The organism is Streptomyces sp. NPDC059224, from assembly GCF_042754285.1.
GTDB lineage: Bacteria > Actinomycetota > Actinomycetes > Streptomycetales > Streptomycetaceae > Streptomyces.
The window spans coordinates 1-23,298 of record NZ_JBHZAN010000017.1 but is presented as its reverse complement, the minus strand read 5'-3'; the positions used below and the strand labels follow the sequence as shown (position 1 = coordinate 23,298).

Genomic DNA, 23,298 nt, shown 5'->3' with positions numbered 1-23,298 from the left:
CCCGCCGACGGGCGCACGGGACGGGTCGGTCCGTCGTCGCGCACCGCACGATGGTCCTGACGCCAGTCGTCCTGCCTTGCGGGAGCGCCGACCGACCTTTGACGCGTTGTTCCAGGGATCTGTTGCCCACTGGCGGGAAGGACCCCAGGAGGGACGGCGGAAAACGGCTGCCGTCCTTCCTGTGGTGCCGCGGCACGCGAACGCGGCGGAGCGGGTTTCTCCGGCCCCGCGGGGACGGGGACGATGCCGCCCGCATGTGAGGCCGAAAGACCCCTCGCCGGGTCCGGGCGGCCCGTGGCGGCCGGGCCCGCCCGCACCCCACCCTGGGAGCAGGGCCCCTCGGCCCCGTCCGTCCTTCCGAGGAGGAGACCATGCCCGGCAAACCGCACACGGTCGGCGACGTGATGACCCGTACCGTCGCCTCGGTCGGCCGCGACGCGCCGTTCAAGGACGTCGTCGCCCTGATGGAGAAGTGGAAGGTCAGCGCCCTGCCCGTACTGGAGGAGGACGGCCGGGTGATCGGCGTTGTCTCCGAGGCCGATCTGCTCCCGAAGGAGGAGTTCCGGGACAGCGACCCGGACCGGTTCACCCAGCGGCAGCGAATCGACGACCTGGCGAAGGCCGGCGCGTTGTGCGCCGGGGAAGTGATGACCTCGCCCGCCGTCACGGTGCACCCGAACGCCACGCTCGCCCAGGCGGCGCGCATCATGGCTCAGCGCAAGGTCAAGCGGCTGCCCGTCGTCAACGACGAGAGCCTGCTCGAAGGCGTTGTCAGCCGCTCCGACCTGCTGAAGGTCTTCCTGCGCGACGACGAGGCGCTCGCCGAGGAGGTACGGCACGAGGTCGTGGACCGGCTCTTCCCGCTGTCCGCCGACCACATCCAGGTCGAGGTCACCGAAGGCGTCGTCGCCCTCACCGGGTGGGTCGAGAACAACGGTCTCGCCGCCGTGGCCGACCGGCTGGCCCGCGCTGTCGAAGGCGTGGTCGACGTCCGCTGCTGCCTGGTCCCGGGGTCCGTGCGGAGCGAGCCCGCGTGAGGGGTCCCGGCGCACAGCGTCACCCCTGCGTCGCGCTCCCCCGACGGCAGGTCACAGCGTGTGCGGCGGCCGGTGGGTACCGCCCGCACACCTGCCGTGGGTCGGCTCCCTGCCCCGGCGTCAGCCGGTGCGCACCGGGATGTTCCAGGTTCCCGTCTCCTCCTCCGGGAGCAGGACCGTGACGGTCGGCAAGCCCCTGGTCGGCCCTTTCAGGAGGTCACCGCCGGCAGGGCGGAGCGCCGCCCGGCGAACGTGTGGTCCAAGGTTCGCGGTCGCGGAGGGCCGTCGGCCTTGGCCGGGCTTCGCATGGCGGGTGCCCTTTGGTTCGTCGAGCGCGGCTGCCCCGTCGAAGAGCGGCTACGAGTTCAGGGATGCGGCGAAGAACGGAACGGGGCCGGTTGCGGCCTCGCGTGCGCGGCGGGCGCGGCGCACCCGGCGGCGGGCAGATCGGGGTCGAGGTCCGGGCGGCGGGGCGGACCCGCCAGCGCGCAGTCGACGGCGACCACGCCGTCGACGCCCCGTACCCATCCGGCAGCCACCGGGACCAGCGCGGTGTCCGGGACACGGCCGCTGAGGGTGACGACGCCGTCGCGCACCTGCACCAGCACCGGTTCGGCCGTGTCGGGGAAGAGGTGCGGCAGTATCTCGTGCCGGATCTCCTCGGCGATGTCCTCGTCGTTCCGCAGGAACACCTTCAGCAGGTCGGCACGGCTCACGACGCCCCGAAGCAGTCCGTCCGGGTCGACCACCGGAAGCCGCTTGACGCCGTGCCGGGCCATCGTACGCGCGGCCTCGGGCAGCGGGGCCTCGGGGCGGACGGTGACGGCCGGGGTGGTCATCAGCAGGCCGGCGGTGACCGATGCGGCCTCGGCCAGGTCGGAGCGGGGCCGGAACCGGCCGGAACCGGCCGGTTCGCCGGTGCGGGCCTCCTCCCTGCGCAGAAGATCGGCCTCCGAGACGACGCCGACGACGCGCCCGTCGTCGTCCAGGACGGGGGCCGCGCTCACTTTCCACTGTTGCAGGGCGTTCACGATGTCCTTGAAGGCCGCGCCGCGACGCAGGGCAAGGACGGGGTGGGTCATCACGTCGCTCACGACGTGCGGAGTGCCGGTCATGGCGACCTCCAGGGTTCGGCTGCCGTGGTCCGACACCCTCAGAATGGGCCATCCGCCCTCGGAGTGCATGAGCCGAACGGTCCCCTTCCCGGTCCGGCCTTCCCGGGTCAGAGCGCGCGGCGGGCCCAGCCTGTCGCTACCGCTCCCCCACGGGCACCCGCCACACCAGCGTCGTACCGCCCCCTTCGGCCGCAGGGGGGCAGTCCCACTCCAGCCGGCCGCCGAGTTCCTCCGCCCGCTCCGCCATGTTGCGCAGCCCGCTGCGGCGTCCCTCGGACGGGATGCCCACGCCGTTGTCCGTGATCTTCAGCGACAGATCCTGCCCGTCGGCCACAAGCACGATCTCCGCCCGGTCCGCGTGGGCGTGACGGGCGATGTTGGTCAGGGCCTCGGAGAGGACGGCGACCGCATGGTCGGCAATCCCTGTGGGCACGTCGGTGTCGATCAGCCCCTCCATCCGCAGACTCGGCGCGAACCCGAGAGCCGGGGCCGCCTCGCCGGCCACCCGCACGGCGCGGGCCCGCAGCCCGGTGTCGGGGCCGCCCTCCCGGGTCCGCAGCCCGAAGATCGTCGTTCTGATGATCTTGATGGTCTCGTCCAGGTCGCCCACGGCACGCAGCACCCGCTCGGACGCCTCCGAGTGCTCGATGAACCGCACGGCGCTCTGCAGGGTCATTCCGGTGGCGAACAGCCGCTGGATCGCCAGGTCGTGCAGGTCCCGGGCGATCCGGTCGCGATCCTTGAGCACCGCGACCTCCTCGGCGTCCCGGCGCCGCTCCGCCAGTTCCATCGCCAGGGCGGCCTGGGAGGCGAAAACCTGCAGGGGTTCGGTCTCCTTCGCGGTGAACGGCGGCTGGCCAGCCTCGCGCGCCAGCAACACCACGCCGCGCACGCCGGCTTCGCTCCCGCTGATGGGGCTGGCCACGGCGGGCCCCAGTCCGCTGAAGCGCGGTGGCTCAGATGAGACCCGCTCGTCGTGGACCACGTCAGCGCTGGTCACCAGGCTGTCGTGCGCGAACGCCAGTCCCATGAGCGTCCTGTCGAGCGGGAGCACCAGTCCCCGGTGAGCGTCCGCGTCCATGCCCACGGCGGTCTCCACGGTGAGGGAATCCGTGTTCTCCATCGGTGTCGCGACGGCTGCGAGCGCCGAGCCGGTGATCTCCCTGGCCTGCTCCGCGATCAGCCCGAGGGCATCAGCGCCGGCGCTGCCGGACATCAGGCTGTTGGTGATCTCCGCGCTCGCCCGCAGCCACCGCTCGCGCAGCTGCGACTCCTCGTACAGACGGGCGTTGTCGATCGCCACTCCGGCCGCCACGGCCAGCGTCGACGTCACCGACACGTCCTCCTCGTCGAACTGGCCGCCGCCCCGCTTCTCGGTCAGGTAGAGGTTGCCGAAGACCTGGTCACGGACGCGGATGGGAACGCCGAGGAAGGTGTTCATCGGCGGGTGGTTCGGCGGGAAGCCGTACGACGCAGGATGCTCCGAGAGCTTGGCGAGGCGCAGCGGCTCGGGATCGCGGATCAACTCACCAAGGATCCCGTGCCCCTCCGGGAGCGGACCGATCCGGGCGATCTCCTCCTCGGTCACGCCGGCCGTGAGGAAGGCCGACAGCCGTCGGCCGTCCGGGCCGATCACACCCAGGGCGGCGTACTCGGCGTCGACCAGCACCGCGGCCGCCTGCACGATGCTGTGCAGAACCTGCTCCAAATCGAGTTCCCGGCCGACCGAGAGCACCGCCTCCAGCAGGCTGTGCACCCGGTCCCGGGTGCCGCGCGCGGCGTCCAGCCGGGCCTGCAGTTCGTCCAGCAGCTCGTCCAACCGGAGCTGCGGCAACCGTACGCGCGCTACTTCCGGGCTCTCCACAGCGCTCCTCCCGATCCCGTCGACTCGTACACCGGCAGGTCCGGTCAACTGCCACCGTAGTGCGCGGCGAGCGGCGTGGGCATCCGGATCGGGTCAAGTCGGGGGCATCCGGCACGGAGCCGCACGGCCGTGCCGGGCAGGACGGGCGATGCCTCGGCCCGGGAACTCGGGCTCCCCGGACGACGAAATCGGCGCGGACTCCCTTCCCCCGGTGTCGCTCCGCTCGGTCCGCGGTCAGTCGTGCGGTACGACGGTGTGGGTCACCCGCTACGACGGTGTCGGCCACCGGGCCGACGTTGCAGGGCCGCCGAAGCCGGCCCTACGGATCCGGCGGCCGAGGACCGCCAGGAACGCCTTGCGCGAGGCGTCCGCCAAGTGGGCTCCGGCGTCGCCCGGGCCCGGCTCCCCGGCCGCACCCGGGAACCCGGCCTTCCACGTTCAGGAGGGCGCTCCGGGCGGTACACGGTTGCTCTGCCGGTCGGTGCGCGGCTGTTCGGCGCCCGGCCCGGATGCGACCGTGATGCGGCGCGGTCACCGAGCGGGGCTCGATCCGCACCCACGGGCCGCCGTCGCCGTTCGCCCACCGTCGGCCGCGAAGGCCGCCCGACGGCCCGGACCACGGCCGGTGTGGTTTCGTCCGCTGTCCTGAAGACGATCGTGCCGTCCACGACGATGTGATCGGCCGGCGGGACGACCGGGCCCGAGGCGGTGTCGACACCGAGGCGTCCGACGCCGGGCGAGCCGGGCGACGCCCTGCATCGGGCCGGGGGCGCCCGCGATACCGGATCGTTCGCCCGTCCGCTCGCGGGTGAGCCCGAGTTCTCTGCGGCGGGCCGCCACACGGCGCCCCACGCCTCCCAGCGCCGGTCCTTCCGCCGCGTGCGGCCGTACCTGTTCGGCCATGACGGGTCACGTCCGCTCATCGGTCAGGTCACGCGGACGGCGACCTCGTGCTGCTCCCCGCCGAGCACGACCTTGAGCGCGCCGGTGTCGCCGGCATGGGCGAAGACGTCGTACGCCTGCTCCATGTGGTCCAGCGGGAAGGTGTGGGTGACCAGTTGCCCGGTGGGCAGCCGGCCGGCGGCGGCCATCCGTAGCAGGGTGGGGGTGGAGTGGGTGTCCACCAGGCCCGTGGTGATGGTCACGTTCTTGATCCACAGGTCTTCGAGGTGCAGTGTGGCCGGCTTGCCGTGCACACCGATGTTGGCCACGCGACCGCCGGGGCGGACCATGCGCGTGCACAACTCGAAGGTCTCCGGTGTGCCCACGGCCTCCATGACGACGTCTGCGCCGAGTCCGTCGGTGAGGTCTGCGATCAGTTGCTCCGGGGCCTCCCGGGCGTCCACGACGGCGTCCGCGCCCAGGCGCTTGGCCGCCTCGAGCCGGGCAGGAGCCAGGTCGACGGCGACGATCCGCTCCGGAGAGAACAGCCGTGCCGTGGTGATCGCCGCGAGGCCGATGGGGCCCGCGCCGACCACGGCGACGGTGTCGCCGGGCCGCACCCGGCCGTTCAGCACGCCCACCTCGTAGGAGGTCGGGAAGATGTCCGCGAGGAGCACGGCGTCCCTGCCGTCGACCGTGGTGGGCAGCGCGTGGACGGACAGGTCCGCGAAGGGGACGCGGACGTACTCGGCCTGGGTCCCGTCGATCAGGTGGCCGAGGATCCAGCCTCCGCCGCCGCGGCACTGGCCGTACATCCCTTCCCGGCAGTAGGAGCAGCGCCCGCAGGAGCTGATGCAGGAGACCAGGACGCGGTCTCCCGGCCGTACGGTCCGGACGTCACTGCCGACCTCGACGATCTCGCCGACGGCCTCGTGACCGAGGATCGTACCGGGCTGCACCTCGGGAACGTCGCCCTTCAGGATGTGCAGGTCCGTCCCGCAGATCGTGACGGCGTCCACGCGCACGACAGCGTCGGTGGGCTCCTTGAGGGCAGGGTCGGGGGCCTCTTCCCAGGCGGACTGCCCGGGGCCGTGGAAGACGAAGGCCTTCATGGTGTCGCTCACCGTCCTCGGTCCGTCGCGGGGCACGGTGGCGGGCGCCGACGGCGGGCACCGCCAGGACGCCGGGACATCGCCGGTCCTGCCCCGCGCATCCAGTCTGTCCCGTCCCTGGCGGGTCCGCTTGGGCCGTCCGGCCCTCATCGTCTGCCGGACGGCCGCCCCCGCGAGCTACTGCGCTCGGGCCGTTCGTGCCCTGCCGGCACGGGCCCGAGGGGCCGAACGGCCCTTCCGCACCCCCCGGCGACCGGACTTGGCTGTGTCCATGGCCGACAACCACACGAGGTCCGTGACGTACCACACGACCCGTACCGACCACGGCACGACCGTCGTCACCCTGGGCGGCGAACTCGACCTTCTGGCGGTTCCGGTCCTCTCCGCGGCCCTCGACCACCTGACGTCCGGTGCGCAGCCCGATCTGGTGCTCGACCTGAGCCCCGTCTCGTTCATCGACTGCTCCGGTCTCGCTCTCCTGTGCCGGGCCCGCAACCGGGTCCGCTCACGCGCCGGCAGACTGCGTGTGGTCACGCCGGGGGGCGGCTTCCCCCGGCTGCTGCGGTGCACGGGCCTGGGCGACACCTTCGAGCTGTATCCCGGCCTCCCCGAGGCCCTCGCCGCCACGGACTCCCCTGGACCGGCCTCCGCAGCGATCGCCTGAGCCCGTCCCGAGGAGGGCTGAACGGCCCATGTGCCCGGTCGAGTTGTCCCCGAGCAGCCCTACGGCCGTCCCCGGCCGGCCCATGTCGCGGCGCCGGGCCGGCTGACACCTTCATGAGTGTCACCACGACAGGGAGCCACCACAAGGAGGTGCGGACCGATGCGCAGGACCCGGAGCGGGAAGAAGCTGCTGTGGCGGTGGCGGAGCAACCCTCTGCGACGCCGTGCCGATGTCGTCGAGGCCTGTGTGGTCCTCGCCGTATGGGCGCTCGTGGTGGTGGGAGGAACCGTCGCCGGACTCCTCACGGCCCGGGCCGCGGACGACGTCTTCGCGCGGCAGCGTCTGGAACGGCAGCCCGTGCGGGCCGTGCTCCTCGTCGACGTCCCGAAGAGCGCTTACGGGCTCGGCACGGAGGACGAGCGCATGCAGGGCACCGTGGCCTGGACCGCACCCGACGGCTCCACGCGCACCGGCCGGACTCTCGTGGACACCGGCACCAAGGCCGGTACCCGCGTCGTGGTCTGGTTGGACCGCCAGGGCCGTGCGACCACCAAGCCGCCGAGCGCCGGCGCGGCCGCCATGGAGGCGGGGGTCCTGGGGACCGCGGCCGGCTGCGCGCTGGCCGGAGCGGTCATCGGGGCCGGAGCGGTCGCCCGGTGGCGGCTGGAGCAGCGACGGCTCGGCCTGTGGGACCGCGAGTGGACGACCGTCGGACCCCGCTGGGGTCACAAGACCGGATGAAACCACGGCTGCTCGAACCCGCCCCACCCGGAAGGCGAACGGCGATGGAACCCGTGATCCTTGTCCGCAGCGGCACGTCGGCGCCCGGTCGGGCCGCGCTCGAGTGGGCAGCACGCGAGGCACGGCTGCGGGGCGCGGCGCTGGATGTGCGGCACACCCCGTGGCACGAACTCGTCGGGGCTTCGCTGATCGTCTGCGGCGTGGGCGGGGACGAGGACGTCCCGCTGCCTGCGCCCGGCTGTCTGTCGGCCACGCCCGCGGGCACCGCGCGCGGGCCTGTCGTACTCGTCCCCGGCCTTCTCGCCACCTCCCGCCACCGGCCGGGAGTCACTGTCGTCGTCGACCCCCGTGATCCCTGCGACGCGGCCCTCTGCTTCGCCTTCGAGAGCGCCCGGATCCGGGGCGTGCGCCTGCATGCCGTGCATGCCTGGGCGCTGCCCGCGGGCGCCGTCGAGCGGCCCTTCGGCATATCGGAGCGGGACCGCGCCACCTGGGAGGACCACGAGGTCCAGCTGCTGGGCGACGCCCTGCGCCCGTGGCGCGAGAAGTTCCCCGACGTGCGGGTGCTGAAGGATGTCCGGCTGCTCCGCCCCGTGGAGGCGCTGCTGCGCTGCTCCGAACGCGCCGCACTGGTCGTGGTCCCGCGCGGCTCCGCAGCCACCGTCTGGAACGAGGCCGTCCGGGACCTGCTGCGGCGCGCCACGTGCGCCGTGGCCGTCGTGCCGTCGTGAGCCGGTGCCCCGCCCGGTGCCGACCGACCGGTAGTGCGGGAGCGCGAACACGTCCACGCTGGTAGCAGGACCCGTGGGAGTCTCCCTCGGGCCCTGGCCCCCCGCAGCCGTGAGGAGAACACCATGACCGGCAGCCCGCATCAGGTTGGCGACGTGATGACGCGTGCCGTCGTCGCGGTGGGCCGTGAGGCCCTGTTCAAGGACATCGTGGGGCGCATGGACGGCGGCAGGATCAGCGCCCTGCCCGTGCTGGAGGGCGACGGGCGGGTGGTCGGGGTCGTCTCCGAGGCCGATCTGCTGCCCAAGGAGGAGTTCCGGAACAGCGATCCGGACCGGTTCACCCAGCTGCGCCGGCTGTCCGGCCTGGCCAAGGCCGGGGCGGTGCGGGCGGAGGAGCTCATGAGTACCCCTGCCGTCACCGTCCATGCCGACGCCAAGCTGCCGGAAGCCGCCCGGATCATGGCGATACGGCATGTGAAACGGCTGCCCGTCGTGAACGCCGAGGGCGTGCTGGAAGGGGTCGTCAGCCGCGGGGACCTGCTCAAGGTGTTCCTCCGCTCCGACATGGACCTCGCCGACGAGATCCGGCGCGAGGTCGTCGACCCCCTCTTCCCGGCACCGGTCGAGCCGGTGCACATCATGGTCTCCGAGGGCATCGCCACCCTGACCGGACGGGTCATCGACGGCTCCCGGATCCCGCTCGCGGTGCGCATGGTCCGAGGTGTCGAAGGCGTGGTGGGCGTGGACTGCCGGCTCACCGCGGCGGACGCCTGACGGGGAGCCGTGACGAGCGTTCACCCGGCGGGGAGCCGTGACAACCCGTTCACGTACTCCGGAAACGATGCCTTCCCGGCCGCCGGGGTCCGGGCCGCCGGATCAATCGTGGGCCACGACGGCGACGGGTGCGGCTATGTGATGCAGGGCGGCATGGGTGACATGACCGATGTGCGCCCCGAGGAAACCGGTACGGCTGCGCCGGCCGACGACCGCCAGGGACGCGTCGCGGGCCGCGCCGACGACGACCTGCGCGGCGCTGCCGCAGCGGCTGGCCTCGATGACGTCGACGCCCGGGAACTTCTGGCGCCAAGGGCGCAGCGCCTCGGCCAGAGCGGTCCGGTGGCTCCGTTCGAGGTCGTCCTTGAGTTCCGCGTCGCCGGGGAAGCGGTAGTAGGACGCGGTCGTCTCCGGCCAGGCGGACACCACTCGAAGGGGTGTCTCCCGGCGTACCGCGGCGTCGAAGGCGAATTCCAGCAGCGTATCGTCCGGGTGATCGACATCGAGGCCGAGCACCACCGGCCGGAACGGTGTGGCGGCGGACGGCACGCCCGCCGGATCCATCCCGTGCTCGTCCGCGGCCTGCTCGCCGTCACGCACCAGCACCACGGGCCGTTCCGCGCGGGCCACCACGGCCAGGCTGACCGAGCCGACCACGAACCCTCCGACGCCGCCGAACCCCCGCGAGCCCAGCGCGAGCAGCTCGGCGGAGTCCGCCGCCGCGCAGAGGGCTTCGGGCACAGGTCCCGTCAGCTCCTCGGTGAGCACGTCGAGACCCGGGTGCCGCACACGAAGGCCCTCCGCGGCTTCGCGCGGCACCGGCCTGATCCAGTGCTGGCTGGTCTCGGGGCCCACCAGCGGAGCCTGCGCCACGGGCACGGGGGCACGCTCCGCCACGTGCACGATCCGCAGTGGCAGGCCGCGCAGCCGGGCTTCGCGCGCCGCCCACTCGGCGGCGGCCCGGCTCTCGGGCGATCCGTCGAGACCTACGGTGACGGTTCGGTACATGATCTCCACCTCCGGGGCGCGTTCCCTTCCAGCGTGACGGCACGCTCCCGGGACGGTAAGGGCCACCCGTCCCCCTGCGGGACCGACCGGCCCACGCCTGCGCCGCGTGGCGGCCGGCCGCCACGCCTGCCGTCGAAGCAGAACCGGCGACTCGGCGGGAGACATGGCGGCCTGGCGGCGAGGGGGCCGATCGGCTCCACCGGGAGCCGAGGGGCCCCTGCCTCGGCGCCGGCCGCCGACGCATCCTGGAAAAAGTCACTTTTTGTCCCGGACCCTACGGAGTCATCATGTACGGGACTTCTCATCTCGTCGGCGACATCATGACCTGCTCGGTCGCCGCCGTGGGCCGCTGGGCCTCGTTCAAGGACGTGGTCGGCCTGATGCACGACCGGGAGGTCAGCGCCCTTCCGGTGCTGGCGGGCCCGGGCCGGGTCGTCGGCGTCGTCTCCGAGGCCGATCTGCTGCCCACGGAGGAACTGCGGGACAGTCCGGAGAAGGGCTATGCGCTGTTGCCGCCCGCCGAGGTGGTCAAGGCCGGCGCGGTGACCGCGGGCGATCTGATGTCCTCGCCCGCGATCACGGTCCGGCCGCGCGCCACCCTGGCCGAAGCCGCGCGCCTCATGGCCCGGAACAAGGTCAAACGACTGCCCGTGGTGGACGAGCGCGGTCTGCTGAAAGGTGTGGTCAGCCGCGGTGACCTGCTCAAGGTCTTCCTGCGCGAGGACGACGACATAGCCGACGAGGTTCGGCGTGACATCGTCCCGCTCCTCTTCCCGCCGCGTGACTCGGACGTGGGTGTGGCGGTGCACGACGGGGTGACCAGGCTCAGCGGCCGGGTCAGCGACATGTCCCTGGCGCCCGTGGCCGCTCGGCTCGTACGAGCCGTCGAGGGCGTGGTGGATGTCGAATGCGACCTGACCTGGAAGGGAGATCCGCCCAGGTCGTGAGGCGCGGCGCAGGCGCCTGACCGACCCCGCGGGGATCGTCGGACCCGGCACAGGGACCAATGGCCCCTGGCACGCGGACCGCACCGCCGCCTGCAATGGAAGTGGAATCGGCGGCACTCTCCGGCACCGCCGCAAGGAGGAGGCGAGAGCGATGTCCGCTCCCATATCAGCGAAACAGACCGACCGGACCCCGGCGGACACCGGCCACGAGGTGACCGGCTTCCCGATGCGCGCCCGCGTCGGCGACGAGATCGTGGTACGCGGTACCAGGGCCGGAGTCGTCGCACGGGACGGCGAGGTCGTCGGGCTCCACCATCCCGACGGCAGCCCGCCCTACGACGTGCGCTGGTCCGACAACGGACGGGTGACCGTGTACTTCCCGGGACCCGACTCCCGCGTCAGGCACCTGACGTCCCCGGCCCCCGCATCCGGTGGCCCGGAGGGCGGAGGCCGTGATGACCCGGCCCGGTGATCCCCGACCGATCGTGGTGGGCGTGGATCCGGACCCGGCTCACCGGATGGCTCTGGCATGGGCGGCGGACGAGGCTGCCCGGCGCCGCTTGCCGCTGCGCCCGGTCCTCGCCGAGGGCGTGCCGACCCTCGGCGACGGCAGGAGGCGCACACCGCCCTCCTGGGAGGAGTGGAACGAGGCGCTGCACAAGGCGGGCCGGCAGGTACTGGACGAGGCAGCGGAGTTCGTCGCGGTGCACCATCCGGGGCTCCCGGTGGACCCGCTGCTCGCGGAAGGCGATCCGGTGTGGGTGCTGCGGGAGCAGAGCCGCGGCGCCACGGCCGTCGTGCTGGGTTCGCGGCATCTGAGCCGCGCCCACGAGGTGTTCGGTTCCGCCTCCGTCGCCGTGCCTGTCATGGCTCACGCCCGCTGTCCGGTGGTCGTCGTGCCCGAACCGGAACACCTCACCCAGGACCCGGCGTACTACGTCGTCGGCGTCGACGGCAGCCCGCGCTCCGCGGCAGCCGTGGACCTTGCGTTCGAGGAGGCCGCGCTGCGTGGTGCCGGGCTGCGGGCCCTCTTCGTCTGGGAGCCGGGGCCGCTGAGGATCTTCGACGAGTACGAACCGCAGCAGGAGGCCCGGCGGCTGCTCTCCGAGATCGCGGCCGGTCGCGGCGCCCGCTACCCGCAGGTGGACCTGCGCCACGAACTGGTCGTCGGACACCCCGTACAGGTGCTCACCGACGCCTCGGCCCACGCCCTGGGTCTGGTGGTGGGCACCCGGGGCCGGGGCGGTTTCTCCGGCATGCTGCTCGGCTCGGTCAGCCAGGGAGTGCTGCACCACGCGCGGTGCCCGGTCATCGCCGTGCCGTCCGAGCCCACGTGATCCCTCGCGGCCGATGGAAGGAAGGGCCACCATGACCGCAGAACCCGTCGACGCCCACACCGTCGAGACTCTCGTGACGGACGCCGTCGCCGCGCCCTCGGAGCACAACGCACAGCCGTGGAGGTTCCGCTACCTCCGCGACACCGGTGTCCTGCGTCTGTACGCCGACCTGGCGCGCACCCTGCCGCACACCGATCCGGAGCACCGCGGTCTGCACGTGAGCTGCGGAGCCGCACTGCTCAACCTCCGCGCGGCCGCCGCCGCGGCGGCGCTGGCTCCGCTCGTCAGGCTGCTCCCGGATCCGGAGCGTCCGGACCTGCTCGCCGAGGTGCGGCTGTGCGGCAGCGGCCCGCCGGACGCGGCACTGGCCCGGTTGCGTCCCCTGGTCGGCCGCCGTCACTCCAGCCGCCTCCCCTTCCGTGACGAGGAGATCCCGTCGGCGACACGCGCGGTTCTGTGCGAGGCGGCCGACGCCGAAGGCGCGCAGTTGGTGTTCCCGGGGGGCTGGCATGTGCGGTCGATCCTGGAGCTGGTGCGGGACGCCGAGGAGTGGGAGGCCATGGACGCGGGAGTGCGCGGTGAGACCGCGCGGTGGGCGCACGCGGAACCGTCGGGCACGACCGTGCCGTCCGACGGCATCCCCGCCGAGGCGTTCGGCCCCGCACGCCGTGGCGGCGACGCCCCCGTGCGCGACTTCGCCGCCGGACGCCCGATGCCGGACCGTCCGCGGGCGTCGTTCGAGAAGAAACCGAACATCGCCCTGCTCGGCACGGCCCGCGACGGCCCGGCGGACTGGCTGCGCGCCGGGCAGGCGCTGGAACGGGTTCTGCTGCGGGCCACCGCCGACGGACTGGTCGCGTCGGTGACCTCCCAGCCGCTCGAATGGCCGGACCTCCGGTGGGCGGCCCGCGACCCCCTCTCCGCCATGGGTCACGTGCAGATGGTGCTCCGGCTCGGCCACGGCCCCGAAGGACGGCCGAGCCCTCGGCGGCCACTGGACGAGGTGCTCGACATCGTGTGAGGCCGGCGCGTCCCGCTCGAACCCCCGCACCACGACCGGACGACAGACGAGGAGCATCCGCATGAAGGTGTCCGAGGCGATGATCGCGCCTCCCGTGCACGTGGACCCAGGTGTCTCCCTGAAGGAGGTGACCGAGTGGATGACCGAACGCGGCGTGGGCTCCGTCCTCGTCGTGAAGGACGGGCAGCTGTGCGGCATCGTGACCGACCGCGACCTCGCGCTGCGCGGCCTCGGTGGCGGCCTGGCACCGGACTCGACCGTGGACGCGGTGATGTCGCCCGAGGTCGTCACCGTCGACGCGGATGACGATCTGCGGGCCGCGTACCGCACCTTCGGCCGCACGGGCGTACGCCGGTTGCCGGTCCTCGACGGGGGCAGCCTGGTGGGGGTGCTGACGATCGACGACCTGTTCCTGGATGTCTTCCGGCAACTGGCCGACCTGCTCGGCCCCGTCGCGTGGAGCGTGCTCCAGGAGCCGCCCGGACCGCCCTCGGCCGGCGGCGGCCCGCATGAGGCCTGACCCGGGTCGATCGGGAACGACAGCGCTGCGCGAGGACGACCCGTCCGGCGCAACCGTGCGCCCCGGAGAGGGACCACCGTCCCTGGCAGCGGAACCGGGGCCGCCCGCCGTCTCCGCGCTGACCGTCCCCGAGGTCTTCACCGCCCTCAACGGCTCGCGGCGCGGCCTTTCCTCCGCCGAGGCCGCCGCCAGGCATGCCCGCTACGGCCCCAACGAGCTTCCCGCCGTGGGCCGGGGACACGTATGGCGGCGCCTGGCCGCCCAGTTCACCGACCTCTTCGCCGTGGTGCTGCTGGTCTCCTCGTCGATCACCTTCCTCGCGTACGCGCTGGAGAAGCCCAGGGACCCGGCCACTCTTCAGCTGGCGCTGGCCATCCTCGGTGTCGTCCTGCTGAACGCCGGCATCGGTTTCACCCAGGAGTACTCCGCGGAGCGCACCGCCGAGTCCCTGCAGGCGATGGTGCCGCACACCTGCCGGGTCCTGCGGGACGGCGAACCCAGGGAGCTGCCGGCCCGCGAACTGGTTCCCGGTGACCTCGTGCTCCTGGAGGCCGGGGACGCCGTACCGGCCGACTGCCGACTGGTCGAGGCACACGAGGTGGCGGTCAACAACGCGGCACTCACGGGTGAGAGCGACGCCGCCGCCCGGATGGCCGAGCCCGTGCCGGCCGGTCCGCCGCTGGAGGCGCACAACTCCGTTTTCATGGGCACGGACGTGGTCGCGGGCACGGGCAGGGCCGTGGTGTGCGCCGTCGGGGCCACCACCGAGTTCGGGCGGATCTTCCGGCTCACCGCCGCCGCACCCCGCCAGCAGACCCCGCTCCAGCGTCAGGTCGCGTCCATGGCACGCCGGGTGGCGGGACTGGCCCTGGCGACGGGAGCCCTGCTGTTCGCGATCCGCGCGCCGGGCGGGCAGCCGTTCGTGGACACGTTCGTCTTCTCGCTCGGGGTGATGGTGGCCCTCGTGCCGGAAGGGCTTCCCGCCACACTCTCCGTGTCGCTGGCGATCGGTGTCCGGCGCATGGCACGCCGGCACGCCCTGGTCAAGCAGCTGCTCGCGGTGGAGGCACTGGGCTCGACGAGCGTGGTGTGCACCGACAAGACGGGCACGCTCACGCAGGCCGAGATGACCGTCGTACAGCTGTGGGCCGACGGCAGGGCGCACGCGGTCACCGGCGTGGGGTACGGGCCCGCGGGCGAGGTCGCCGACGCCGGGCCGGTGCGGGAGCTGCTGCGTACGGCTGCGCTGTGCAGCGACGCCCGGCTGGTGCCGCCGTCCGGGCGGGACGGTTGGCGGGTGCTGGGCGACACCACGGAGGGCGCCCTGCTGGTGGCCGCCGGGAAGGCCGGTGTCGATCCGGCGGCGGAGGAGGCCCGTGCGCCGCGGGTGGCGGAGTATCCCTTCGACTCCGACCGCAAGCTGATGAGCACCGTGCATCGCGACGCAGCGGGCGCCTACGTCGCGTGCGTGAAGGGCGCTCCGCTCGAACTGCTCGCCCGCTGCGACGCCGTCGAGTGGGAGGGGGCGAGCACCCCGCTGACGGCTGCTCTCCGCGACCGGGTGGTGGCCGCGGCCGACGGCATGGCCGGCGGCGGGCTGCGTGTGCTGGCGGTCGCCCGGCGGCAGGTCGCCGGGGCGCACCCGGCGCTCGGCGAGGTCGAGTCGGGGCTGACCCTGCTCGGACTCGCCGGGATGTACGACCCGCCGCGGCCCGAGGTCCGGGACGCGGTGGACGCCTGCCGGCGCGCCGGCATCCGTATCGTCATGGTCACAGGTGACCATCCGCTGACCGCGGAGGCCGTGGCCCGCCGGGTCGGCATCGTGCGGGGGCCGGCCCCGTCCGTGGCCACCGGCGCGCAGCTGGACGCGCTGGACGACGACGGCCTGGACGCGCTGCTGGCGGGCTCCACGGAGCTGCTGCTCTGCCGGGTCAGTCCCGAGCACAAGATGCGGGTGGTCACCGCGCTGCAGCGGCGCGGTGAGGTCGTCGCCGTCACCGGGGACGGCGCCAACGACGCGCCCGCCCTCAAGCACGCGGACATCGGGGTCGCCATGGGCGCCTCCGGTACGGACGTGGCCCGCGAGGCCGCGGTGATGGTGCTGCTCGACGACTCCTTCGCGTCCATCACCACCGCCGTGGGCCTCGGCCGTTCCGTCTACCGCAACATCCGCAAGTTCCTGATCTACCTCTTCAGCCACAACATCGCCGAGCTCGCCCCGATCCTCGCGGCGACCTTCGCCGGCTTCCCGCTGGTGCCGATCACGGCCATCCAGGTCCTGGCCATCGACCTCGGCTCCGACGTGCTGCCGGCACTGGCACTCGGCGCCGAGCCGATGGAGCGCGACGTCATGGACAGCCCGCCCCGTCCGCGCCGTGAACGGCTGTTCTCGGCGGCCGTCATGGGCCGCATACTCTTCCTCGGCGGTATCCAGGCGATCGGCGTGTGTGCCGTCTTCTTCTGGCACATCCACGCCTCCGGCATCCCCTACGCCGACTTCACCAGGACCGATCCCGTCTACCGGGAGGCGATCACCATGGTCCAGGCCGGCATCGTCGTCAGCCAGTTCTTCAACGCGCTCGCGGTACGCACCGACCGGCAGAGCGTCTTCCGTGTCGGCCTGCTGAGCAATCCCTGGCTGCTCGCGGCCGGCGGCTTCGGCATCGGCCTGATGGCCGCCATCAGCTACGCGCCACCGCTCCAGGCCGTCTTCGGCACGGCACCGCTGGCCCCTGCCGACTGGGCGGTCCTGACCGGGTTCGGAGCGCTGCTGCTGGCCGCCGAGGAACTGCGCAAGTGGGTGTTGCGACGGCGCGGCACCACTCCGGGGGGAGAGACGCCATGAGAGTGATCATCGTGGGGTGCGGCCGGGTGGGAGCCGCCCTCGCCGTCCAGCTGACCGCCGAGGGGCACGACGTTCGTGTGGTCGACCGGCAGTCCAGGGCGCGCAGGCGGCTCCCGCCCGGCTTCCCCGGTGCCTTCCATCCGGGCAACGGCTTCAGCAGGCCGGTACTGGAAGCGGCCGGCGTCGCCCACGCGGACGCGCTCGTCGCGGTCACCTCCGGGGACAACGGCAACATCGTCAGCGCGCGCACCGCGAAGGAGACCTACCGGGTACCGATCGTTCTGGCCCGCATCCACGATCCCCGGCGTGCGGCCATCTACCGCGACCTGGGCATCCCGGCGATCTCCAGTGTCCGGTGGGCCGTGGACCGCATCCACCAGATGCTGCTGCACCGGCACCTGACCACGGAACTGTCCTTCGGCAGCGGCGAGACCGTCGTGGTGCGCTCGCGGCTGCCGGCCCATCTCACCGGGCGGCGGCTGACCGACCTCGACGTCGACGGGGAGATCCGCGTGGTGGAGGTGACCCGGGCCGGCCGCTCCATGCTGCCGGCCCGCGACGTCCTGGCCGAACCGGGTGACGTGGCCACCTTCGCCGTCGCCGCGACCGCCCTGAGCCGGTTGCGCGGCTTTCTGGACAAGGAGCTGGGAACGTGAAGGTCCTCATCGCCGGCGCGGGCCGCCTCGGCACCCGGATCGCCCAGGTACTGGCCGCGGCACACAACGACGTCACCCTCGTCGAACTCGACGAGGAACGGATCGCCGAGATCGAGGAGGTGCCCAGCGTGCGCCTGGTGGCCGGGGACGCCTGCGAACCGGTGCTCCTCGAACGCGCGGGCGTCCTGACCTGCGACCTCCTCATCGCCGCCACCGGCCAGGACGAGGACAACCTCGTCATCTCCCTGCTCGCCAAGCGCCGGTTCGGTGTGGCACGCGTCGCCGCGCGGGTCAACGACGCGGAGAACGGCTGGCTCTTCGACGCACGGTGGGGCGTGGACGTGGCCGTGCCCGCGGCCACCCCGCTGATCTCCCTCATCGAGGAGGCGACCGGGGCGACGGACACGGTGGCGCTGCTGCGGCTGAGCAAGGCGGGCGTCGATGTCATCGAGACGGCGATCACCGAGGACTCCCGGGCCGCGGGTCACCTCCTGGGCGAGGTCGAGCTGCCGGCCGGGACCGTCGTCGCCACCATCGTGCGCGGCGGACGTCCCACGGTGCCGGGCCCCGGCGTACGGCTCCTGCCGGGTGACGAGCTGCTGCTCGTCTCGCACGAGGCGACCGAGCAGGAGATCCACGCGGCCTTCCAGTGAGCACCGACGTGCTCGTCGCCGTCGGGGATCAGCCGGGTCGCCTTCTCCGGGGCCGGACGGCGGTACGGAGGGGACCTTCGGCCCTGTGAAGGGGATCCGGCACCGGACGATGGTGGACAAACAGGACGGACCAAGCGGACTCCGTCCTTGCGGACCTGAGGAGGCAAGCGATGCACACGGCACAGTGGAAGGTCAATCTCCACCTCTTCGAGGAAGACGACGGAACGACCAAGGCACGCGTGGTGCTGGACACGGGAAGCACCTCACTCACGGCCCAGGGGACCGCGCACTGCCGCCCGACCGACAGCAACGTACCGGAGATCGGCGACGAACTCGCGGCGGGCAGGGCCATGAACGACCTGTCCCGGCAGCTTCTGCGCATTGCCGAACGGGACATCGAGAGTGCCGGGGCGAACCGGCCGGCCGACCGTGCGACGACCGGCTGGCCCGCCTGAACGAACGCTTGCCCGACGACTCCAGGAGAGGACGGCACGGCTGCGGCTGGGGCTCACCCGGGCAGAGACGGCCGCTCGCGCCAGGATGGCTCCGGCACTCCTCGCCCACCTGGAGGATCGTCCCGATGCCCCGAGCCTGACGGCCCTCATCGGGCCGGCCGACGCGCTGGGGCTCGACGCGCTGTACGGCGGCGGTGCCGGCCCCCCGCCCGGGCAGGGGCACGCCCTGCCCGCCCACGGCTCCTGGACCTCAGGGCGGAGGAGTGCCGGGCCCTGCTCCGCACGCACGGGGTCGGACGCGTCGCGCTGTCGACGCCGGACGGCCGGGTCTTCCGGACGCCGCCCGACTCCGTCACCGCCCTGTCCGTGGACGAGGACGTCGCCTTCGAGGTCGACCACGTGGACGAGGCGCTGAGTCAGGGCTGGAACGTGCCGGCCGTCGGGCACGCGGCCCTGCGCGCGATGTGAATGTCGGTCGGGATCCGCCCGGCCTCCACGGTCACTTCTTCAGCTCCGCGGCGATCCCGGACGCCCACGCCCGCACCGTGTCGAAGTCCCGGAAGTCCCCGCCCTTCCCGGCCCGCACGATCCGCCGGGCCAGCCATCCGTCGGCGTCCTCTTCGAGGCAGCCCCCGAAGGTGACGTGCCCGCGCGCGTGCAGGTCCCGCATCGCGCGGCGCACCGCGCGCACGGGCGGAATGTCCCGCGCGGCGGCGGAGTCGTCGAGCGGACCGCTGCTGAAGAACCACACGGGACGCTCGGCGAGATCCCTGCCGTGGCGGCGGACGAACGTCCGCGCGTCCTTGTGCCAGCGGCCGGCGTACAGGCCGCCGCCGACCACGACCGCGTCGTAGCGCGTCACGAAGGGCACGCACACGGCTCGCATCGTCTCGACGGTCAGCCCGTTCTCGCGCAGGGTGTCGGCGATCGACTCCGCGATGTGCGCTGTCGATCCGTTCCTGCTGCCGTAGGTGACTAACACCGTGCCGGTCATGGGAAGGTCCCCCTCTCAGAGTCCGCGCGGCCAGTCGTCGGCCGCGCCGTGCAGTGCCTGCTCCTCGCGGATGCGGGAGTCGTCCAGGCGGTAGGTGAGTCTGTCGATCACGTCGACCACGCCGTCGATCTGCCGGGTCATGGAGACGGCGATCTCGGTCTCGGTCCTGTGCTTCATGTGGCCGGCGAGCGTGACGACGCCCTCGGCCACGGACACCTCGACGCCGTGCGGCGGCAGCCACAGCGCGTGGACGAGGACTTCGTCGATCACTTCGTCACGGATCTCGCCGTCGGGGCGCAGGAAGACCTGGAGCAGGTCGCGCCGCGTGACGATGCCGACCAGCCGGTCCTCCTCGTCCAGGACGGGAAGCCGCTCCACCCGCCGTTCGGCCATGGTGCGTGCCGCCTCGACGATGGTGTTCTCGGCGTGCACCGTGACCGGCGGGTCCGACATCAGGTCTCCGGCCGTGCGGGCCCGCGCCTTGGCGGCCTGCCTTCTGGCGCCGCGCGTCAGCCGCACCAGCGACGCACGGTGGTTCTCCCCGAGGGCACCCGGCGCGGTGGCCTGGCGGGCCATGAGGTCCGTCTCGGAGACGACCCCGATGACCTTGTCGTCGTCGTCGACCACGGGGAGCCCGCTGATCCGGTTGTCGGCCAGGAGCCGCGCGACCTCCTTGAACGGCGTCCCGCACGAGGCGTGGACGACGTCGGTGGTCATCACGGAGCCCACCTTGTTGTGCCTCATCTCGGTTCCCTCCTCGGCCCTCAGCGGAGCCGGCGCAGATAGGGGTCCTGTGGCCGGCGCGGCAGCAGTCGTACCCGGGCGTCGAGCACGGTGGCGCCGTCCGCCGTGGCCAGGACGGGGTTGAAGTCGGCCTCGGCGAGCTGCGGCAGGTCCGCGGCCATCCGGGACAGCCGCTGAAGCAGCTGCTCCAGGGCTTCGAGGTCGACGGGCCCGTTGCCGCGGGTGCCGAGGAGCAGGGGTGCGCAGCGCGGGGACGTGATCAGGTCGTGCACGTCGTGGTCGGTGAGGGGCGCGAGGCGTGCGGCGTGGTCGGCGAGGATCTCGGTGGCCGTGCCGCCGAGCCCGAACAGCACGAGCGGGCCGAACACCTCGTCCTGGACGACACCGGCGAACAGCTCGGTGCCGCGCCGGGCGAGCGGCTGGACGACCACGCCGCTCATCAGATGGCCGAAGCGGGTCTCCAGGTCCCGGAACGCGGCGCGCACCTGCGGCTCCCCGCGCAGGTCGAGGTGGACCGCCCGCTCCTCGCTCTTGTGGACCAGGCCCGGCCAGTGGGCCTTCATGACCACCCGGCCGTCGGCGCCCCGCAGCCGTTCGGCGGCGCGGACGGCGTCGTCCTCGGTCTCGGCCCAGGCCCACGGGATCTGCGGGAGGCCGTAGCAGGCAAGCAGGTCGGCGCAGGTACGCGGGTCGAGCCAGCCGCCCTGCGGGTGCTCGGCCAGGTAGGCGTCCGCGACGGCGTGGGCGCGCCCGGTGTCGACGTCGTGGAGTTCGGCCACGGTGCCGGCCGGCCGGGCGAGCCACGCCGCGCGGTCTACCGCGTGGGCCAACGCCCGCGCCGCCGCCTGTGGTTCGGCGTAGGACGGGATGGAGCCGCCCTCGTCGGCGGCGGGCAGCAGCCGGACCGGGAGGTCCTGCTCCAGACGGACGGCGAGGACCGGCTTGGGCCTGCGTCCGGGGGCTCCGGTGACGGCCCGTGCCAAGTCGTCGCCGATCGCGGTGGCGAGGGCGGTCGGGACCAGGGCCACCAGGACGGCGTCCACGCCCGGGTGCTCCATGAGCGTGTCGACGCAGTCCGTGAGCTGTTCCTCGGTCACAGCGGCGGTGGCGTCGACCGGGTTACCGACGACGGCCCCGTCGGGCAGTACGGCGAGCAGTTCGTCGGTCGTCGCCGGGGTGAACGACGGCAGCGCGAGCCCTGCCTCGGCGCAGGCGTCGGCGGCCAGGACCCCCGCTCCGCCCGCGTTGGTGACGACGGCCACACGGTTGCCTGCCGGCAGTGTCTGGGAGTGGAGCAGCGCGGCCGCCTCCAGGAGTTCACCGACCGAGCTGGTGGCGGTGATGCCGGCCTGGGTGAACAGGGCCCGGCGGGTCATGGTGGGGGTGGCGGCGGCCGCGGTGTGCGAGGCGGCGGCCCGGCGGCCGGCCGTGGACCGGCCTGCGTCCACGGTCAGCACCGGCATCCGGCGGGCCACCCGGCGGGCGGTGCGGGAGAACCCGCGGGGGTTGCCGAAGGACTCCAGGTGCAGCAGGGCGAGGTCGGTGCGGCCGTCGGTCTCCCACCACTGGAGCATGTCGTTGCCGCTGACGTCGTACTTGTCGCCCAGCGAGACGAACGAGGACACGCCGATGCCGAGCCGGGACAGGCCGTCCAGCAGGGCGATACCGATGCCTCCGGACTGGACGGCGACGCCGGCACTGCCGGGACGGGGGTGGCGGTCGGCGAAGGTGGCGTCCAGGCGCAGGCCGGGCTCGGTGTGGGAGATGCCGAGGCAGTTGGGGCCGACGAGTCGCATGCCGTAGGTGTGGCAGGCGGTACGGAGTGCCCGGGCCTGGTCGGGATCGAGTCCCGAGGTGACGACCAGGAGGGCGCGCACGCCCGCCCTGCCGCACTCCTCCGCGATGACCGGGACCGCCGCCGCGGGGACCGCCACGACCACCAGGTCCGGTGTCCTGGGCAGGGCGCTGACGGACGGGTAGCAGGGCACCCCGAGGACCGAGGTCACGCTGGGGTTCACGGCGAAGAGGCGACGGGTGTAGCCGCCGGTCCTGATGTGGTGGAGGATCGCCCGGCCCACCGAGCCCGGTTTGCGTCCGGCGCCGGCCACGGCGACCGCTTCCGGGCACAGCAGCGGCCGCAGACTCGCCACATCCGCGGCGCGGCCCCGGGACTCGACGGCCGAGAGGTAGGCGTCGTCCTCGTCGAGGTGGATCGTGCAGCGCGTCTCCGGGCCCTCGAAACGGCGGGAGGTCCGCAGGCCGAGGTCGGCGAAGAGCCGGAGCACCTCGTGGTTCTCGCTCAGCGCGTCGGCCGTGAAGACGGTGATGCCGTCGGCGCGAGCCGCCGAGACCAGGTGCTCGACGAGAAGCGTGCCGACCCCGCGGTGGTGCAGTCCGTCGGCAACGGCGACGGAGATCTCCGCGGAGTCCCCCGCGTCTGCGGTCTCGTACTCGGCGAGGCCGAGCACCCGGCCCCCCGTCTCGGCCAGCAGTGCCCCGTAACCGGGGCGGGCCGGGGCGCAAGCCCGGTCTGCGGCCATAGCGGCCGAGCGCCGGCTCACCGAGAAGAACCTCAGGCGGAGGTTCTCCGCGGACATCTCCTCGTAGAACCCCTTCACCCGGGAGTGGTCGCCGGGAGTCACGGGCCGGATGCACACGGTGGACCCGTCCGCGAGCAGCGCGTGGGCCGAAGATCGTTCGAGCAGGTCGTCGGTCATCGCGGGTCTCCTCCGTACCGGTTCGTGCTTCGAGCATCCCGCTCGGCGGGACCTGGTCCCATGGGCTGTCCGGGACGAGGTGGGGGCCGATCGGCCCCCGATCACGAGGCCGGGTGGGAGCCGAGGCGGCCGAGCGCGACTGCCCCCGCCGGCGGCCGGGGTTCCGGCCGGCCGACGGGGGCGGGACGAGATGGCTCCGGCAGCCCGGATCAGTCCTCGGTCACCAGGGCGGTGAGGTCCAGGAGCCGGTTGGTGTAGCCCCACTCGTTGTCGTGCCGGCCGAAGACCTTGGCCGGGGTGCCGGTGGCCCGGGTCAGGGCCGGGTCGAAGACGCCGTCGCTCGATGTGCCCGAACGTCAAGTCGTAATCAAGGAGATGGGCGAGCGTGGCGGTGAACCTCTTTCGGGGTCGGTGGTGTTCAGGCGTTCCAGGTCCAGTCGGCGACCTCGGGCAGGTCGGTGCCGTGTTCGCGGATCCAGGC

21 protein-coding genes and 1 pseudogene are annotated in these 23,298 nt (G+C 73.1%); 14 read left to right on the top strand and 8 right to left on the bottom strand.

Annotated features, from left to right (window positions below; all coding sequences use genetic code 11):
• The first annotated feature begins 371 nt into the window (after window positions 1-371).
• Window positions 372-1,037, top strand: coding sequence for a CBS domain-containing protein (locus tag ACFXI4_RS19840; protein ID WP_384992460.1), 666 nt, complete (start codon window positions 372-374; stop codon window positions 1,035-1,037).
• A gap of 365 nt (window positions 1,038-1,402) precedes the next feature.
• On the opposite strand, the gene ACFXI4_RS19835 is transcribed toward ACFXI4_RS19840, so the two are convergent.
• The 3 genes from ACFXI4_RS19835 to ACFXI4_RS19825 form a co-directional block, all read right to left on the bottom strand.
• Complete coding sequence (locus ACFXI4_RS19835; protein ID WP_384992458.1) at window positions 1,403-2,152, bottom strand: CBS domain-containing protein; 750 nt, start codon at window positions 2,150-2,152, stop codon at window positions 1,403-1,405.
• A gap of 136 nt (window positions 2,153-2,288) precedes the next feature.
• Window positions 2,289-4,016, bottom strand: a complete 1,728-nt coding sequence (locus ACFXI4_RS19830) for a GAF domain-containing protein (protein WP_384992456.1) — start codon at window positions 4,014-4,016, stop codon at window positions 2,289-2,291.
• A 926-nt stretch (window positions 4,017-4,942) separates the two neighbouring features.
• Window positions 4,943-6,010, bottom strand: coding sequence for a zinc-dependent alcohol dehydrogenase family protein (locus ACFXI4_RS19825; RefSeq protein WP_384992850.1), 1,068 nt, complete (start codon window positions 6,008-6,010; stop codon window positions 4,943-4,945).
• 271 nt (window positions 6,011-6,281) lie between these two features.
• Here ACFXI4_RS19825 and ACFXI4_RS19820 point away from each other — a divergent pair, with 271 nt between their 5' ends.
• The 4 genes from ACFXI4_RS19820 to ACFXI4_RS19805 all read left to right on the top strand — a co-directional run bounded on the left by ACFXI4_RS19820 (window position 6,282) and on the right by ACFXI4_RS19805 (window position 8,920).
• Window positions 6,282-6,674 (top strand): STAS domain-containing protein, encoded by a 393-nt coding sequence (locus ACFXI4_RS19820; protein WP_384992454.1) that lies wholly within the window; start codon window positions 6,282-6,284, stop codon window positions 6,672-6,674.
• Between the two features lie 159 nt (window positions 6,675-6,833).
• The gene (locus ACFXI4_RS19815; RefSeq protein WP_384992451.1) at window positions 6,834-7,415 is read left to right on the top strand and encodes a hypothetical protein; all 582 of its coding nucleotides are present in this window, start codon (window positions 6,834-6,836) and stop codon (window positions 7,413-7,415) included.
• Window positions 7,416-7,459: 44 nt separating this feature from the next.
• Window positions 7,460-8,146, top strand: a complete 687-nt coding sequence (locus tag ACFXI4_RS19810) for a universal stress protein (protein WP_384992449.1) — start codon at window positions 7,460-7,462, stop codon at window positions 8,144-8,146.
• Between the two features lie 123 nt (window positions 8,147-8,269).
• Window positions 8,270-8,920: a CBS domain-containing protein gene (locus ACFXI4_RS19805; RefSeq protein ID WP_384992446.1), complete on the top strand. Its 651-nt coding sequence runs from the start codon at window positions 8,270-8,272 to the stop codon at window positions 8,918-8,920.
• Between the two features lie 102 nt (window positions 8,921-9,022).
• Here ACFXI4_RS19805 and ACFXI4_RS19800 read toward each other — a convergent pair whose 3' ends face one another.
• A complete protein-coding gene (locus ACFXI4_RS19800) occupies window positions 9,023-9,928 on the bottom strand; it encodes a universal stress protein (RefSeq protein ID WP_384992444.1) in 906 nt (301 codons plus the stop codon).
• A gap of 287 nt (window positions 9,929-10,215) precedes the next feature.
• Between ACFXI4_RS19800 and ACFXI4_RS19795 the strand changes: the two genes are divergently transcribed.
• The 9 genes from ACFXI4_RS19795 (at window position 10,216) to ACFXI4_RS19755 (ending at window position 18,362) form a co-directional block, all read left to right on the top strand.
• Window positions 10,216-10,875: a CBS domain-containing protein gene (locus ACFXI4_RS19795; protein ID WP_384992441.1), complete on the top strand. Its 660-nt coding sequence runs from the start codon at window positions 10,216-10,218 to the stop codon at window positions 10,873-10,875.
• A gap of 151 nt (window positions 10,876-11,026) precedes the next feature.
• On the top strand, window positions 11,027-11,347 hold the full coding sequence (locus ACFXI4_RS19790; RefSeq protein WP_384992438.1) for a DUF1918 domain-containing protein: 321 nt from the start codon (window positions 11,027-11,029) through the stop codon (window positions 11,345-11,347).
• A complete protein-coding gene (locus ACFXI4_RS19785; protein ID WP_384992436.1) occupies window positions 11,331-12,212 on the top strand; it encodes a universal stress protein in 882 nt (293 codons plus the stop codon). Before ACFXI4_RS19790 ends, ACFXI4_RS19785 begins: the two co-directional genes overlap by 17 nt.
• A gap of 31 nt (window positions 12,213-12,243) precedes the next feature.
• The gene (locus ACFXI4_RS19780; RefSeq protein WP_384992434.1) at window positions 12,244-13,233 is read left to right on the top strand and encodes an Acg family FMN-binding oxidoreductase; all 990 of its coding nucleotides are present in this window, start codon (window positions 12,244-12,246) and stop codon (window positions 13,231-13,233) included.
• Between the two features lie 61 nt (window positions 13,234-13,294).
• Window positions 13,295-13,753 carry a CBS domain-containing protein gene (locus ACFXI4_RS19775; RefSeq protein WP_362730695.1) on the top strand — a complete coding sequence of 153 codons (459 nt, stop codon included), beginning with the start codon at window positions 13,295-13,297 and terminating at the stop codon, window positions 13,751-13,753.
• A gap of 55 nt (window positions 13,754-13,808) precedes the next feature.
• A complete protein-coding gene (locus ACFXI4_RS19770; RefSeq protein WP_384992432.1) occupies window positions 13,809-16,598 on the top strand; it encodes a cation-translocating P-type ATPase in 2,790 nt (929 codons plus the stop codon).
• Complete coding sequence (locus tag ACFXI4_RS19765; RefSeq protein ID WP_384992430.1) at window positions 16,595-17,254, top strand: potassium channel family protein; 660 nt, start codon at window positions 16,595-16,597, stop codon at window positions 17,252-17,254. The genes ACFXI4_RS19770 and ACFXI4_RS19765 overlap by 4 nt, the downstream gene beginning before the upstream one ends.
• A complete protein-coding gene (locus tag ACFXI4_RS19760; protein ID WP_362729665.1) occupies window positions 17,251-17,907 on the top strand; it encodes an NAD-binding protein in 657 nt (218 codons plus the stop codon). The genes ACFXI4_RS19765 and ACFXI4_RS19760 overlap by 4 nt, the downstream gene beginning before the upstream one ends.
• 170 nt (window positions 17,908-18,077) lie before the next feature.
• Window positions 18,078-18,362 (top strand): DUF1876 domain-containing protein, encoded by a 285-nt coding sequence (locus tag ACFXI4_RS19755; RefSeq protein WP_384992426.1) that lies wholly within the window; start codon window positions 18,078-18,080, stop codon window positions 18,360-18,362.
• 499 nt (window positions 18,363-18,861) lie between these two features.
• Here the strand turns inward: ACFXI4_RS19755 and ACFXI4_RS19750 are convergent, their stop codons facing one another.
• The 4 genes and pseudogenes from ACFXI4_RS19750 to ACFXI4_RS19735 all read right to left on the bottom strand — a co-directional run.
• Window positions 18,862-19,356 carry a flavodoxin domain-containing protein gene (locus ACFXI4_RS19750; RefSeq protein ID WP_384992424.1) on the bottom strand — a complete coding sequence of 165 codons (495 nt, stop codon included), beginning with the start codon at window positions 19,354-19,356 and terminating at the stop codon, window positions 18,862-18,864.
• Window positions 19,357-19,371: 15 nt separating this feature from the next.
• Window positions 19,372-20,100 carry a CBS domain-containing protein gene (locus tag ACFXI4_RS19745; RefSeq protein ID WP_384992422.1) on the bottom strand — a complete coding sequence of 243 codons (729 nt, stop codon included), beginning with the start codon at window positions 20,098-20,100 and terminating at the stop codon, window positions 19,372-19,374.
• A gap of 20 nt (window positions 20,101-20,120) precedes the next feature.
• Complete coding sequence (locus ACFXI4_RS19740) at window positions 20,121-22,817, bottom strand: GNAT family N-acetyltransferase (protein WP_384992420.1); 2,697 nt, start codon at window positions 22,815-22,817, stop codon at window positions 20,121-20,123.
• Window positions 22,818-23,026: 209 nt separating this feature from the next.
• Window positions 23,027-23,152, bottom strand: a pseudogene (locus tag ACFXI4_RS19735) (type I glyceraldehyde-3-phosphate dehydrogenase); the annotation flags it as partial.
• Window positions 23,153-23,298 lie beyond the last annotated feature (146 nt).